This window comes from Pseudomonas sp. Marseille-Q5115 (assembly GCF_916618905.1).
GTDB lineage: Bacteria > Pseudomonadota > Gammaproteobacteria > Pseudomonadales > Pseudomonadaceae > Aquipseudomonas > Aquipseudomonas japonica_A.
Genome location: NZ_CAKAKI010000001.1, coordinates 3625274 through 3639897 on the forward strand (window position 1 = coordinate 3625274; position 14624 = coordinate 3639897).

The window sequence follows — 14624 nt, forward strand, 5'->3', positions numbered from 1 at the left end:
GCAAACGGGCTGCCGACTATCCATTCGGCGGCGCTTACAATCCGGATACTCCATCCCGGTACACATAAAAAGGTAATCATGTGACTAAAGATGAACTGCGCGCGGAACTTGAGCGCCAGGAGAAACGTTTCAAGGATGTTTACGGTGGTGAAGTTACCACCTATGCCGCTCAGCCCGAACCTGAGCGAAAGCCCTGGCGTAAACGTGCCAGCCTGCTGGACCAGGCATTCCAGCAAGAGATTGAAAAGATCGAAAAGGAACTGAAAAGCCCCGAAGCGAGCTGAGTACCTTCCAGCCGCCGTGCGTGGCGCCTGTGGCAAGCCTGTTGCGCAAGCCGATCAGCAGGCGGGGCATCGACTTTCGGGATTTTCTGTCATAATCCCGCCCCCTTAACGGCTGGTCACAAAATCTTCATGATCGATCTATTCAGCGGACTGGACGCCTGGGTCCTTATAAGCCTGTTCGTGGCTTTGGCCTTCGTCCTCGCCTTTGAGTTCATCAATGGCTTTCATGACACCGCAAACGCGGTGGCGACCGTCATCTACACCAAGGCAATGCCGCCGCATCTGGCCGTCCTGCTTTCCGGCTTCTTCAATTTCCTGGGTGTGTTGCTCGGTGGCGTGGGCGTGGCCTATGCCATCGTTCACCTGCTCCCGGTCGAGCTGTTGATCAACGTCAATACCGGCCACGGCCTGGTGATGGTGTTCTCGCTGCTGGCCGCCGCCATCGCCTGGAACCTGGGTACCTGGTATTTCGGCATTCCGGCGTCCAGCTCTCACACGCTGATCGGCTCGATCCTCGGGGTAGGCCTGGCCAACGCCCTGATCAACGACATCCCGCTGGGTGAAGGTGTGAACTGGCAGAAAGCGATCGACATTGGCGCCTCGCTGGTCGTGTCGCCCATGGCAGGCTTTTGTGTGGCCGGGCTGATGCTGATCGCGCTCAAGCGCTGGCGCCCCCTGTCCAAGATGCATAAAACGCCCGAACAGCGCCGTCGCCTGGATGACAAAAAGCATCCCCCTTTCTGGAACCGCCTGGTGCTGGTGCTTTCCGCCCTGGGTGTGAGCTTCGTCCACGGCTCCAACGATGGCCAGAAGGGCATCGGCCTGATCATGCTGGTACTGATCGGCATCGTTCCCAGCCAGTTCGTGCTCAACCTCACCAGCAGCACCTACGAGATCGAACGCACTCGCGACGCCACCCTGCACCTGGCGCAGTTCTACCAGCGCAACAGCGCCAGCCTCGGCGAGTACCTGGCCCTGGGCAAGTCGAGCGAAGGGGACCTGCCGGAACAGTTCGAATGCAACCCGCAGCAGACCGAACCTACCATCAATGCGCTGCAGGAAAACCTGCGTGGGGTCTCCGACTACCACACCCTGCCTGCCGACAAGCGTATCGAAACCCGCCGCTTCCTGCTTTGCCTGGACGACACCGCGCGCAAGGTAAGCAAGCTGCCCGGCCTGGATGCACGTGAAAAAGCCGACCTGGAAAAACTGCGCAAGGACCTTACCAGCACCACCGAGTACGCACCCTTCTGGGTGATCTTCGCGGTGGCGCTGGCGCTGGGCGTGGGCACCATGGTGGGCTGGAAGCGCGTGGTGCTGACCATTGGCGAGAAGATCGGCAAGCAAGGCATGACCTACGCACAGGGTATGTCCGCGCAAATCACCGCCGCCTTCGCCATCGGCCTGGCCAACGTGTTCAGCCTGCCGGTCTCCACTACGCACGTGTTGTCGTCGGGGGTTGCGGGCACCATGGTCGCCAACCGTAGCGGCCTGCAGGGCAGCACCGTCAAAAATATCCTGCTGGCCTGGGTGCTCACCCTGCCTGTATCCATGGCCCTGGCCGCTGGCCTGTTCTGGCTGGCTTCCAAGCTCATCGCCTGATGCATCGAGGCCGCTCCTGCCGGGGCGGCCTCCCTCCCTTCCCTCCCATGTCACGCCAGCACTAAACGAAGCGCCGGGATCGAACATCTAATGTTCACGAAGGTCCATGCTAGGACCACGGCCCGAAGGAAAGCTGATCGTGCACATTGCTGACATCACCATGTTCTATGCCCCAGCGAGTGGAGGGGTGAGAACTTACCTTGATGCCAAACACCGTCACCTGACCGGTAAAACCGGCATCCGTCACAGCCTGTTGATCCCCGGCCCCAGCCTGAGCGAGGAGAACGGTGTATACCGGGTGCCGGCGCCTGCCCTTCCTTTTGGCAACGGCTACCGGTTTCCACTGCGTCAGGCCCCGTGGAGAAATGTGCTCAAAGACCTGCAACCCGACGTTATTGAGGTCGGCGATCCCTATCTCACTGCGTGGGCAGCGCTCGATGCCCGCCGCCAGCTGGATGTTCCGGTGATAGGTTTTTATCACTCCGACTTGCCCCTGCTGGTAAGCAACCGTATGGGCAACTGGTTCACCCCGAATGTGGAGGCTTACGTCAGCAAGTTGTATGGCAACTTTGACCGAGTGCTGGCCCCCAGCAAGGTGATGGCCGATAAACTGCGCCGCCTGGGCATTCGCGACGTTCATGTACAGCGTTTGGGTGTAGACCTGGAGACATTCAATCCCGCGCGCCGGGACCCTGATTTACGCAAGCAGCTGGGTATTGCCGAAGACACCCGTTTGCTGATCTTTGCCGGGCGCGGTTCGAAAGAAAAGAACATTCCTGTATTGCTTGAATGCATGAAGTATCTGGGCGCCGGTTACCACTTGCTGTTAGTAGGCTCGAATATGCCAGCGAATGTTCCCGAGAACGTGTCGGTCATCAACCACTTCTGCCCCATCCCCGAAGTGGCTCGCCTGATGGCCAGCGCCGACGCCCTGCTGCATGCCGGTAACCAGGAAACCTTCGGGTTAGTGATCATCGAAGCCATGGCCAGCGGCATTCCCGTGGTAGCGGTCGATGCCGGTGCGTTCAAGGAATTGATCACCGACGAAGGCGGGCTGCGATGCCCGCCCAACGATCCAGGCGCCATGGGCGAATGCGTGCGGCAATTGTTCAAGGGCGACCCGGCCGCCTGGGGGAAGCGCGCCCGTGCCTACACCGAGCGAGAGTTTGCCTGGGATGCCGTGGTCAGTGGCCTGCTGGGCCATTACCGCGCGGTACAGACCAGCTATGGCATGCCGGTGGTGGCTCATGGGTGATATTGCGAACACCGGGGAACGCAGTGTATTGCTGGTACTGCACGATGTTGCACCGCAAACCTGGCCGGACTACCAACCCTTCGTGGACGCTGTGGATGCCCTCGGTGGCGTGACCATGACCCACCTGGTGGTACCCGACTTCCATCATCGCAACCGCCTCGACCAACACCCCGAATTCTGCCGCGTGCTGGAGCACCGCCTGAGCAAAGGGGATGAACTGGCGCTGCATGGCTACTTCCATGCCGACGATGCGCCGCCGCCACGGACGCCCAGGCAGTGGTTCATGCGGCGCGTATACACCTGGGAGGGGGAGTTTTACACGTTGGCCGAGCAGCAGGCACTGGAACGCATCGGCAAGGGCATCGAGGTGTTCCAACGTCAGCGATGGCCATTCGAAGGCTTTGTGGCACCGGCCTGGCTGATGAGCGAAGGCACCCGCAGGGCCCTTCGGCAGCTCCCGCTCTCTTATACCAGCGACCCACAGCACTTCTACCGGCTGCCCAGCTTCGAAAAAATCCCGGCGCCGGGCCTGGTATGGAGCGCCGGCAGTGCCTGGCGGCGCAGCCTTTCCCGCGTAGTGAGCGACTGGCAGCTCAAGCAATGGCGGGCTGCGCCGTCGCTACGCCTGGGCCTTCACCCGGTGGACATGCGATATCCCGAGTCACGCGAGTATTGGCTGAACACGCTGCGCCGCCTGCTCGAAGAGGGGCGCATCGCGCAGACCAAGCGCAGCTGGCTGGCGCAGCAAGGCCACTTGGCCCAGGCCGCATGAAACGCCTGGGCTGGCTGGCGCTGGCACTGGCGGTTGCAATCGCACTGCCATGGGCGCTTGGCGGCGGTGAGTTGCTTGGCCGCTTGCGTGGTTTCCCGCTGCCATTGCTGCTGGGGTTATTCGCGATGATCGGGCTGTGCTGGACCCTTAACGCCATACGCCTTCGCGTATTGCTTCAGGCACAAGGCAAACGGCTGAGCCTGCCTCGCACCATTGGCATGGTGATGGCCACTGAATTCGCCATTTGCGCGACTCCCGGCGGCAGCGGCGGCCCCCTTACGCTGGTGGCACTGCTTGACCGCCAGGGTGTACCGCCGGCGCGCAGTGGGGCGGTGTTCGCCATGGATCAGCTGAGCGACCTGCTGTTTTTCTGCCTGGCCATCGCCGGCGTGCTGCTGTACGCGCTGTTCCATCAACTCAACAGCCGCATGGAATGGTTGCTTGGCAGCAGTGCGATATTGATGACGCTGGCGCTTCTCGCGTGCTGGGGGGTGGCCCGGCATCAGCGATATTTCGTGTCGCTCACGGCTTTCATCCTCAAACGCCTGCGCATGCCCAGGCCGCGCCGTTGGCGCTGGGCCAGGCGCTGGCTGCATTTCGTGCATGCGTTCAAGGATACGTTGGGAATGCCCAAGGGCTCGCTGGCCCTGGCTTTTCTGCTGACATGCTCACACTGGGCGCTGCGGTTCAGCGTGCTGTGGCTCGCGCTGCGCGGGTTAGGCTCCGACCTGGACTGGGCGTGGGCATTTCTGGTGCAGATTCTTTCGCTGAGCGCGGGGCAATTCAGCCTCCTGCCAGGTGGCGCTGGCGCAGCCGAACTCACCAGCGCGGCCCTGCTCGCCCCCATGGTCGGGAAGCCTACGGCGGCTGCGGCCATTCTGATCTGGCGCGTAGTGACGTACTACTTCTACTTGCTGGCTGGCGCCCCCATTTTCGTATTGATGGTGGGCAAGCCGCTGCTACGGCGGCTTATGGCGTTTCGTCAGGCTTGACAGTAACAGGGGGCTCGTCGCCGACCACCACTTGCCATAACGCTTGAGCACCGGGAAATTCCGTGCCGTGCGCAGGTGTAAGGGCTTGTGGATCGTAGCGGGCCGTACATCCCTCGCCAAGCGTGGGCGGTGCTGTGGAGGTGGCACGGTCCAACGGGTTGTTGCTCATGCTCACCTCCAGGCAGGTCAGTCGAACACGACCGTCTTGTTGCCGTGCACCAGCACACGGTCTTCCAGATGGTAGCGCAGGCCCCGGGCGAGGACCATTTTCTCTACGTCCCGGCCCAGGCGGACCATGTCTTCGGTGCTGTGGCTGTGGCTGATGCGAACGACGTCCTGTTCGATGATAGGCCCGGCGTCCAGTTCTTCGGTCACATAATGGCAGGTAGCGCCTATCAGCTTCACGCCGCGCGCGGCAGCCTGATGGTAAGGCTTCGCGCCCACGAACGAAGGCAGGAAGCTGTGGTGAATGTTGATGACGCGCTGAGCATAGGCACTGCACAGTTGCGGTGGCAGGATTTGCATATAGCGGGCAAGCACCACCACGTCGGCGGCATGCTCGCTTACCAGGCGCGAAACTTCGGCAAATGCCGGCTGCTTGTCGGCTGGATTGACCGGAACATGGTAATAAGGAATGCCGTGCCATTCGACCATGCTGCGCAGGTCATCATGGTTGGAGATCACACAGGCGATATCGCAATCGAGCTCCTGGCTGTGCCACCGATGCAACAGGTCGGCAAGGCAATGGGATTCGCGGCTGGCCATCAGCGCCACGCGCTTCTTGCAAGCCGAGTCGGTGATCTGCCACACCATGGAAAACGCTTCGGCGATAGGCGCAAAGGCGGTGCGGAACTCTTCCAGGCCAAAAGGAAGGCTATCGGCGCGGATTTCATGGCGCATGAAGAACCAGCCACTCTGCTCATCGGAGTGGTGGCTCGCTTCGGTAATCCAGCCATTGTGCGAAGCCAGGAAATGGCTGACCTTGGCAACAATGCCAACGCCGTCGGGGCAGGCGATCACCAGCCGGAAAGTGCGCATCGGTAAAGCTCCAGAACATCGAGAAAAGAGCCGCATTCTAGCGACTACCGCGAGAATCTGCAGTATCCACAACGTCGCAACCGGGTTTTCCTGATACCGCATTGGCACACGCCATGCTCCGCTCATCACGAAAACATGCGGAAATAGAAATGTCGAAGGAGTGTTATCCACTAATTGAAAACACCGAAGGTTAATCTTTACTCCAATTACTTCAGTGTTTATTATCGTCGCGGATCGTCAACCCATTCATAGGTAGTGTCATGTCGCTTATCAACGAATACCGCACCACGGAAGAAACCATCAAGGAACTGCAGGCCCGCCTGCAAAGCCTGTCCCAAGACAAGAACCTGCAAACCGAGCTGGAATTCGAAGGCAAATTGCGCGACCTGATGGGCGAATACCAGAAGTCCCTTCGCGACATTATCGCCCTGCTGGACCCTGAAGCTCGCAACTCCAAGCCAGGCCGTAGCGCACCTGTTAAAGCCACCGGCACCAAGCGTGCCCGCAAGGTGAAGCAGTACAAAAACCCGCACAATGGCGAGATCGTCGAAACCAAAGGCGGCAACCACAAAACTCTGAAAGAGTGGAAAGCCAAGTGGGGCGGTGACGAAGTCGAAAGCTGGGCAACTCTGCTGGGTTAATCCCTGTCGAGCGCCTCACCAAACGCCAGCACTGCTGGCGTTTTTTTATAGCTGTAGTTTTAACCGCAATCCGTTCACGTAGTGTTGCCACTGCCCCAGCAATACGCGCTGGCTATCCGATGCGTTCGCCAAGGCTTGCGCCATGGCCTGGTCGAAGCTGCCAAGGGTATGCGGTGCGCCGAATGCCGGGTCGCTCAGCCGGCCACGGCAGAATGTTTCCCACAGGGCACGTTCCCCTGCATCGAGGGTGTGCGGGAAATTACGCGCACGATAACGGAACAGCAACTCGGGCAACCGCGGGTCATCGAACATCCAGGTTTCACGGGCAAGCGCTTCGGGCCGGCTGTCTCGAACTTTCTGACAGAGCCGCCGGTCCCGCTCACCGATAAAGCCGGCGTACAGCTGCTGTTCCGGGTCATCATTGGGGGCGAAATCATCGCTGGCATAAATGTGTTCGAGTTTGCTTGACCATAAATGCTGGGCCTCGCGCAAGCCCTTAACGCGAGTTTCATAAATGCCAAAGTCGATCTGCAACCGTTCATGATCTTTTTTGGCGATCACGCCCAACGGCGCAATCGCCGGGCACCGGTTAACATGGATCAACTTCAACGGCACCGGTAATTCGCCGTCAAGCAGTTGATCACGACGGGTATACAGCCGGCGGGCCAATATTTGTGCCTCTTCTTCCCACAGTACACAAGGCTCGTGGCTGAGGTCGCAAACGATGAGTGCATTGCGATTACGTGGATGCCAGGCCAATGGCAGCACAATACCCAGATAATTGCGTGCGGCCCCGAAGCGACCGGAAATATGCACCATGGGGCGCATCAGTTGAACCTGCTCGATAACCTTGTGTTTACTGCGCAGCGCAAAGAACCATTCATAAAGTTTGGGCTGACGTTCACGAATCAGCCGGGCCAGGCCAATGGTTGCCCTTACGTCCGACAGCGCGTCGTGCGCCTGGCCATGGTCGATACCGTTGGCGGCGGTGAGCAATTCGAGCCTGAGCGACACCTGCCCGTCGGCATACGGCCACTCAATGCCTTCGGGGCGCAATGCATAGGCCGCGCGTACCAGGTCGATCAAGTCCCAGCGGCTATTGCCTCCTTGCCATTCCCGGGCGTAGGGATCGTAGAAGTTGCGGTAAAGGCTGTAGCGCGTGACTTCGTCGTCAAAGCGCAGCGTGTTGTATCCCGCCCCACACGTGCCGGGCTGGCTCAGTTCGGCATGCACCCTGGCCATGAATTCGGCCTCTGGCAGGCCGCAGTCGCGCAAGCGTGATGGATCGATGCCCGTGACCAGGCAAGCCGCCGGGTGCGGGAGAATGTCATCAGCCAGGCGGCAATAAAGATTGACCGGTGTGTCGATCTCGTTCAATTGCAGATCGGTACGAATACCCGCCACCTGAACTGGCCGATCTCGGCTGGGGACGATACCGGTGGTTTCGTAGTCATACCAGAACAGGCTTGTAGTCACAGCAGCTTCCTGAAGCGAGAAGGCTTACAGTTTAAGGGCCCGATGGGGTGCTAGCCAGTTTCAAGCCGTTACGTGCCAATACTCACAGGCCGGTTGCCTGAACGCACGGCCATGGCTAGCATCGGGTGCCTATCCCTTGCCATGAACGGCCATGCCGCTGAACGGACTCCCTCCCCCTCCTCGCCTGGCTGCGGCAATGCTCCTATTACTGCCGCTTGCGGGCCATGCCGAGCCATCCGCTCCATCTTTGAGTGCAGAGGCCGCAAGGGCCACCATCGGCCGCCTTTTGAACGCGCCCGCCTTTACCGGCCATCTATTCTCCGCGGGCGAATTGGCTGCGGGGGCAGCGGTCGCTTTTCTGGCGGCACTGGCGCTGGTCATGAGCGAGCGGGCAAAACGCAGAAAAGCCGCACCGGTGTGGCCAGGCCCTGCGTATAGCCCCATGACGCCGCCAACGAATCTCACGCCGGTGATCGATACCGCCGAGCGTGAATGGCCAGCCTCTCCACAGGCGGCGCTGGACCTTCTGTACCAAGGGCTGCTTGCTCGCGCTGCCACGGATTACCACCTTCACATCCCGCTCAGCGCGACAGAGCAGGAGGTACTCGCACGCGTGGCGAGCCTGAGGCTGGGTGCACTCGAAGATTTCACTCGCCGGTTGATCCAGCAGCGGCAGAGCGCTGTCTATGCCGGCATGCCACCCGATGACGCCGCATGGGCCGGCCTTGTCACCACCTGGCATCGGCTGTTCCCCACCGATGTGAACGCATGAAGCGGCTAGCCGTCGCGGCGTTGCTGATCATCACGGGGCTGTTGCTTCTCGCCGCCCTACGAGTGCACCACGATGCAGACCCGTACCTGGCCGCTGAACGGTTTTTGCGCGAGCAAGGGCTGCAAGTGACCCGAACCCAGGACCTGGCGCCCCTGAGCCGGGTACCTCCGGTGGATTTAAGCGTAATGTTGCTCGGTGACCGTGAATACATGAGCCCCAGCCAAGCCCAGACATTGATGGCATGGGTGTATGCCGGGGGGCGCTTGCTGGTGACAGTGCAAGGGTATTGGGCGCCAGGCCGTGGCGCAGCGGACCCGCTGCTGGACCCGCTCAATATCCGCTTGCTCGATGCCTATGCGAGCGCTGGCGGCGCGCCGGTATCCGCGCGCACCACCCTCACCGCGATGTATCTGGAAAGCGAGCAGGCGCCGCTGCTGATGGGCTTCGCTCCGGGCCGGCACCTGGAGGACGCGGACGACCTTGCCCAATCCTGGGCCAACAGCCCGCAGGGCACCCACATGCTGCAACTTACCCTGGGCGCTGGAACCCTTACGGTGGTGAGCGACACCGCGCTGTGGCGCAATCGTGCCATCGGCCAGTTCGATAACGGCTGGTTGCTGTGGTACCTCAATCAAGGCCGCCATGTAGTGATGCAGTACCGGGAGGCTACCCCTCGCGCAAGCGTGCTTCAACAGCTCGCCACCTACCCCGCTACACTTGCCAGTGCGGTATTGGTGTGCGTACTTCTGGCGTGGGCCACCGCCGCCCAATGGGCGTTGCTCAAGCCAAGGCCCCGGGCCACCCGCACAAGGCGCTTGCGTGCGGGGCATCCCACGGAGCAGGCACTGCTTCGCAGCCTGCGGGAGGACATCCACTGGCGGGCCAGCCACCGCTACCCCGGCTTCGCTCACTGGCCGGTCACCGAGCAGTGGCACCTGCTGGCCAAACTCACCGTAACCTCTACCGCGCACATTGCCGAGGCCATGCGACCACCGGCGGGAAAGGCTCGCACGGCCTTGTCCTTCGAGCAGCAGGTGGCGCAGCTTCAAACCATCAGGAATGCCCTATGACCGACAACCTCAGCGCCCCATCGTCCGATACAGGCAGCCCGGATACCGTGCCCGCAAGCGGTGCATCGCTCGCCGCCTGGGCGAACGAACTCAACACGGCGCTGGTCGGCCAGCCGGCGGTTATCGAAGCGCTGCTGATTGCGTTGCTTGCGGGGGGCCATGTACTGCTGGAAGGTCCGCCCGGGTGCGGAAAGCGGACCGCCGCGCGTGCGCTGGCCGCTTCCTTTGGCGCCGCGTTCAGCGAAGTACCCTGCCTGCCCGCACCGGCTGTAGCGGCGCTGCATCCGCAGACGAGCAACAGCGGCGAGGCCAGCGCAACCGGGCAGGTGCTGCTGGTTCACGGGCTGGAGCAGGCCAACCTGGACACCCAGGCGGTACTTGGCCAAGCCCTGCGGGCAGCGGCGGAAGACACAGTGGAACTCCCCGCCAGCCAGGTCGCCCCTTTCCTGCTCATTGGCTGTCGTCATCCGTTGGACAGTGCCGGAGTAGCACCATTGAGCGAGTCCTTGCTCGATCGTTTCATGCTGGCGGTACCGGTGGGCTTTCCAGGGGTGGAAGACGAAACCCGCATGGTCCGCGAGGTCAGCCTTTCGCCTTTCGAAGACATGCTGGCCATTGCAGCGCCACAGCGCCTGCACACCTTCGCCCAGGTGGTCAGGCTGCGTGCCAGCCGAGCTGAGGTTCGAGTGGATGAGCGACTGGTCGACTACGCGGTACGGCTGGTGCGAGCGACGCGCTACGGGCCACGCCTGAGTACCGGAGCCGGGCCACGCGCTGCCATTGCCTTGGTGCGCTGTGCCCAGGCCCGCGCTTTACTGCAAGGCCGCGACCACGCGCTCCCAGAGGACATCAAGGCGTGCGCGCCCGCGGTGCTGCGCCACCGTGTTCGATTGGCCGTCACCCAGCGCGTAGAGGGTATTGCGCTGGAGCAGGCGCTGGCCGAGCAGCTGGATCAGGTGGGCGCTCCCCGCCCATGAGGCATAGGCGCATGCTCCGCCCACGCTATCGCGTGTGCATCCTGGCCGCCATGTTGCTCGGGCTGGCCCTGGCTACCGAAGGCACCGGGCTCAACGGCGCGCTGCTTGCCGTTGCCTGTGCCGCAGCGGTTGCGCTGAGTGCGATCGATATCGGCTGGGCATTGCGGCGTCCGCCACAAGTGCTTGAACGGGAACTGCCAGGCAGGCTCGCCGTTGGCAAGGAGCAACTGATATGGGTCACGCTGCAAAACCCCCACGCCCGCCCCTTGCGGGTTCGCTACAGCGAACCGCTTGAGACGGAGCGCAGCGCCCGCTTGTCAGGCCTTCCCCGACTGCTGACTATTCCTGCCAGGCACCGCGCCCGGTTTGCCTATGGGCTACGCCCCATAAGCCGGGGCGCCTTCGGGGTAGATGCCTGCGAGCTCCATGTCAGTGGGCCGTTTGGGCTATGGGAGGCTCGGCACTTGCATTCGTTGCCCCAGCGCAGCCGCGTGGGGCCAGCCCTTTGTGCACTCGAATCCCTCTGCCACCACTACAGCGTTGCCGGGCCAGCGCTCTCAGCGGATTTGGTATTGTGGATCGACACCGGGCCACTGATGGCAAGCACCCGCAATGGCGAGCGGCTTCTGGATCACGCCATTGACGCCGCCCTTGCGCTCGCCTGCCATGCCATGGCACAGGGCCAACGGGTTGCGTTGCACCTGGCAGGTGGGCAGGGTCGGGAGTACCTGAGCCCGGGCATGGGGGACGGCCAACTGCAGGCGCTGTACCAAATCCTGGAAGATCCACCGCTGAGCATTCAGCCCACCGATTGGGCAGCCAGTGCCACCAGCGTGCTGGGACACACGTCTCGCCCCGCTGTTGTGGTGCTGCTCACTCGCCTGCTCCATGAACCCGGTCAGGTGATCACCTCGCTGGCCGCGGTAGCCGCTGCCCACCGCCTGATCGTGGTGGATAGCGTCGAGCGCTCCATGCATCAGCAGGCGCGATCAGCTGTGCACGATAACGCATCGGCCCACGCCTACTGTATGGCCATGCAGGTACTTGCTGGACGGGAACGTGTTTGCCTGGCGCTGGAAGCAATCGGGGCCCAGACCCTGGTGGCGCCTGGCACGCAACTCCCCGAGGCACTATTGGCCTGCTATACGCGCTTGAGTGAAACGGAGCGCCTCAGGCCGAGGCGCTCAGGGGGAGGAAACTGAAGTAACGGCGCAGGGCGCCCACCAGTTGTTCGTACTCCACAGGCACCTGAAGCAGCATGAACCCTGAATCATAAAAGCCGGGCGTCGCGTCTTCCTGGCACCACAGGCAGCTGCCGGTGAGGTTGATCAACTGAATCTCGCCATCATGCGCAGGGACCTTCAGCTGAAGCTCAAAGTCAGGGCCAACCAGTAACGGCACGGTACTGATCAGCATCAACCCGGCTTCAGAGACGTTCCCCAGGTAACCGATCGGGCGGTCGGTATAGCGGTTATACACCTTGAGGTAGTACGGCAACTGGTGCCGCTCTATGCGTCGTTCGATATACATGGCGTATTCACTGTTTCGTAGCCGTATCATTCGGACCGGCACACAGCGCTTAAAGTGCCTTCCGATCCCAAGCTTGGCAAGAAGCTACCAGCAGGCTAGCACTCTGCCAGTAACTTTGCCTCCCAAACCCGCGCTTAGTTGCCCACCGGATGCGTCACCGCCGCGCCTTCCGTCGGGAATCGCCCCAGTTGCTCAAGTGTCTGCAAGCGCGCCTTCGCCCGGTAGGCGTACTCGCTGCCCGGGTACTGATAAATGATGAACTGGTACGTCTGGGCGGCGTCCGGGTAGAGGTTCTGCCGCTCCAGGCATTGCCCGCGCAACATGGCGCTTTCTGGCCTTATATAAGGGCGAGCGCGGCTCTTTCTGTCTACTTGCGACAACTCCAGCATGACCTTCTGACAGTCGCCGTCGTCATACGCTCTGTAAGCGCTATTCAAATGCTGATCCATCGACCAGCGGGTACATCCGGCCAGAGCGGCCAGCACCGTCAACACAATGAGGGTTCGCATGAAGATCTCCTTTACACCTGAAGTGTATCGGCCACCGGCCAGAATACTTCAACCCTGCGTGCGCCCCTCGCACCCGCTCAGGTAGTGCAAACCGTCGATGACTACAGCGGCTTTGAGGAGTAGCCTCTTACCGCGCGTCAATAAAGGAGCCAGTGCATGACCGTACGCCGTACAAAAATCGTCGCCACCCTCGGCCCAGCCAGTAATTCGCCAGAGGTACTGGAGCAACTGATTCTCGCCGGGCTCGATGTCGCTCGCCTCAACTTCTCCCATGGCACCCCGGACGAGCACAAGGCTCGCGCTCGCCTGATCCGCGATATCGCTGCCCGCCACGGCCGCCACGTTGCCTTGCTGGGCGACCTTCAGGGCCCGAAAATCCGCATTGCCAAGTTCGCCAACAAGCGTATCGAGCTCAAGGTTGGCGACCCGTTCACCTTCTCCACCACGCACCCTCTTACCGAAGGCAACCAGCAGGTGGTAGGCATCGACTACCCGGACCTGGTCAAGGATTGCGGCGTAGGTGACGAACTGTTGCTCGACGACGGTCGCGTGGTCATGCGGGTCGAGCGTGCGGACGCCGACGCGCTTCATTGCGTGGTACTGATCGGTGGCCCCTTGTCCGACCACAAGGGTATCAACCGCCGCGGCGGTGGCCTGACCGCGCCCGCTCTCACCGAGAAAGACAAGGCTGACATCAAGCTCGCAGCGGAAATGGACCTGGATTACCTCGCCGTATCCTTCCCCCGCGACGCCGCGGACATGGAATACGCGCGGGAACTGCGCGACGCCGCAGGCGGCACCGCCTGGCTGGTGGCCAAGATCGAGCGCGCCGAAGCCGTTGCCAACGATGAAAGCCTCGACGGGCTGATTCGCGCCAGCGACGCGGTAATGGTGGCACGCGGTGACCTGGGCGTGGAAATCGGCGACGCCGAACTGGTAGCCATCCAGAAGAAGATCATCCAGCACGCTCGCCGCAACAATAAAGCGGTGATCGTGGCGACCCAGATGATGGAGTCGATGATCCAGAACCCCATGCCTACCCGTGCCGAAGTATCCGACGTGGCCAACGCCGTGCTGGACTACACCGATGCGGTGATGCTTTCGGCTGAAAGCGCGGCGGGGGCCTACCCGATCGAAGCGGTGCAGGCCATGGCGCGGATCTGCCTTGGTGCGGAAAAACACCCCACCAGCAAGAAGTCCAGCCACCGTCTGTATACGCAGTTCTCCCGCTGCGACGAAAGCATCGCGCTGGCGGCCATGTACACCGCCAACCACTTCCCTGGCGTGAAAGCGATCATTGCGCTGACTGAGAGCGGCTATACCCCGTTGATCATGTCCCGCATCCGCTCTTCGGTGCCGATTTTCGCGTTCTCGCCTCACCGCGCAACCCAAGCGCGCGTGGCAATGATGCGCGGCGTATACACCGTGCCGTTCGACCCCTCTGCCTATGAAGTGGGCAAGGTCAGCCAGGCGGCGGTAGACGAGCTGCTCAAGCGCGGCCTGGTGGAGCAAGGCGACTGGGTGATCCTGACCAAGGGCGACAGCTACCACACCATCGGTGGCACCAACGGCATGAAGATCCTGCATGTAGGGGATCAGTTGGTTTAAGCCTGTGCAAATGGGCTCTTCCCTCAGGAAGGGCCCCGCAGCCCGGTGCTTGCGCTTCTGTTTGTGCAGCCTTCTTGTTACTGTGGCTCGTTTTTCAG

General features: G+C 61.7%; 16 protein-coding genes. 11 read left to right on the forward strand and 5 right to left on the reverse strand.

Annotation, left to right across the window (positions count from 1 at the left end):
* Window positions 1-80: 80 nt before the first annotated feature.
* The 5 genes from LG385_RS16575 (at window position 81) to LG385_RS16595 (ending at window position 4905) form a co-directional block, all read left to right on the forward strand.
* A complete protein-coding gene (locus LG385_RS16575; RefSeq protein WP_181117167.1) occupies window positions 81-284 on the forward strand; it encodes a hypothetical protein in 204 nt (67 codons plus the stop codon).
* 129 nt (window positions 285-413) lie between these two features.
* A complete protein-coding gene (locus tag LG385_RS16580; RefSeq protein ID WP_225775157.1) occupies window positions 414-1886 on the forward strand; it encodes an inorganic phosphate transporter in 1473 nt (490 codons plus the stop codon).
* A 160-nt stretch (window positions 1887-2046) separates the two neighbouring features.
* Complete coding sequence (locus LG385_RS16585; RefSeq protein ID WP_225776268.1) at window positions 2047-3141, forward strand: glycosyltransferase family 4 protein; 1095 nt, start codon at window positions 2047-2049, stop codon at window positions 3139-3141.
* Window positions 3134-3913, forward strand: a complete 780-nt coding sequence (locus LG385_RS16590; RefSeq protein ID WP_225775158.1) for a DUF2334 domain-containing protein — start codon at window positions 3134-3136, stop codon at window positions 3911-3913. Before LG385_RS16585 ends, LG385_RS16590 begins: the two co-directional genes overlap by 8 nt.
* Window positions 3910-4905: a lysylphosphatidylglycerol synthase transmembrane domain-containing protein gene (locus tag LG385_RS16595; RefSeq protein WP_225775159.1), complete on the forward strand. Its 996-nt coding sequence runs from the start codon at window positions 3910-3912 to the stop codon at window positions 4903-4905. The genes LG385_RS16590 and LG385_RS16595 overlap by 4 nt, the downstream gene beginning before the upstream one ends.
* Here the strand turns inward: LG385_RS16595 and LG385_RS16600 are convergent.
* Window positions 4883-5074 carry a hypothetical protein gene (locus LG385_RS16600; protein ID WP_225775160.1) on the reverse strand — a complete coding sequence of 64 codons (192 nt, stop codon included), beginning with the start codon at window positions 5072-5074 and terminating at the stop codon, window positions 4883-4885. The two genes, LG385_RS16595 and LG385_RS16600, sit on opposite strands and share 23 nt — an antisense overlap.
* A gap of 17 nt (window positions 5075-5091) precedes the next feature.
* Window positions 5092-5943, reverse strand: coding sequence for a formyltetrahydrofolate deformylase (gene purU / locus LG385_RS16605; RefSeq protein WP_181117162.1), 852 nt, complete (start codon window positions 5941-5943; stop codon window positions 5092-5094).
* 260 nt (window positions 5944-6203) lie between these two features.
* Between purU and mvaT the strand changes: the two genes are divergently transcribed.
* Window positions 6204-6584 (forward strand): histone-like nucleoid-structuring protein MvaT, encoded by a 381-nt coding sequence (gene mvaT / locus LG385_RS16610; protein WP_181117161.1) that lies wholly within the window; start codon window positions 6204-6206, stop codon window positions 6582-6584.
* A 45-nt stretch (window positions 6585-6629) separates the two neighbouring features.
* Here mvaT and sbcB read toward each other — a convergent pair whose 3' ends face one another.
* Window positions 6630-8060 carry an exodeoxyribonuclease I gene (gene sbcB, locus LG385_RS16615; RefSeq protein ID WP_225775161.1) on the reverse strand — a complete coding sequence of 477 codons (1431 nt, stop codon included), beginning with the start codon at window positions 8058-8060 and terminating at the stop codon, window positions 6630-6632.
* Window positions 8061-8502: 442 nt separating this feature from the next.
* Here sbcB and LG385_RS16620 point away from each other — a divergent pair, with 442 nt between their 5' ends.
* The 4 genes from LG385_RS16620 to LG385_RS16635 are packed head-to-tail and all read left to right on the forward strand — an operon-like array spanning window position 8503 to window position 12081.
* Window positions 8503-8832: a DUF4129 domain-containing protein gene (locus LG385_RS16620; RefSeq protein WP_225775162.1), complete on the forward strand. Its 330-nt coding sequence runs from the start codon at window positions 8503-8505 to the stop codon at window positions 8830-8832.
* Complete coding sequence (locus tag LG385_RS16625; protein ID WP_225775163.1) at window positions 8829-9902, forward strand: DUF4350 domain-containing protein; 1074 nt, start codon at window positions 8829-8831, stop codon at window positions 9900-9902. The genes LG385_RS16620 and LG385_RS16625 overlap by 4 nt, the downstream gene beginning before the upstream one ends.
* On the forward strand, window positions 9899-10879 hold the full coding sequence (locus LG385_RS16630) for an AAA family ATPase (protein ID WP_225775164.1): 981 nt from the start codon (window positions 9899-9901) through the stop codon (window positions 10877-10879). The genes LG385_RS16625 and LG385_RS16630 overlap by 4 nt, the downstream gene beginning before the upstream one ends.
* Before the next feature lie 11 nt (window positions 10880-10890).
* Complete coding sequence (locus LG385_RS16635; protein WP_225775165.1) at window positions 10891-12081, forward strand: hypothetical protein; 1191 nt, start codon at window positions 10891-10893, stop codon at window positions 12079-12081.
* Here LG385_RS16635 and LG385_RS16640 read toward each other — a convergent pair.
* Together LG385_RS16640 and LG385_RS16645 are read right to left on the reverse strand one after the other, a co-directional pair.
* On the reverse strand, window positions 12050-12409 hold the full coding sequence (locus tag LG385_RS16640) for a PilZ domain-containing protein (RefSeq protein ID WP_181117155.1): 360 nt from the start codon (window positions 12407-12409) through the stop codon (window positions 12050-12052). The two genes, LG385_RS16635 and LG385_RS16640, sit on opposite strands and share 32 nt — an antisense overlap.
* 134 nt (window positions 12410-12543) lie before the next feature.
* Window positions 12544-12918 carry a tetratricopeptide repeat protein gene (locus tag LG385_RS16645; RefSeq protein ID WP_181117154.1) on the reverse strand — a complete coding sequence of 125 codons (375 nt, stop codon included), beginning with the start codon at window positions 12916-12918 and terminating at the stop codon, window positions 12544-12546.
* A 156-nt stretch (window positions 12919-13074) separates the two neighbouring features.
* On the opposite strand from LG385_RS16645, the gene pyk reads away from it, so the two are divergent.
* A complete protein-coding gene (gene pyk / locus LG385_RS16650; RefSeq protein ID WP_181117153.1) occupies window positions 13075-14526 on the forward strand; it encodes a pyruvate kinase in 1452 nt (483 codons plus the stop codon).
* Window positions 14527-14624: the final 98 nt, after the last annotated feature.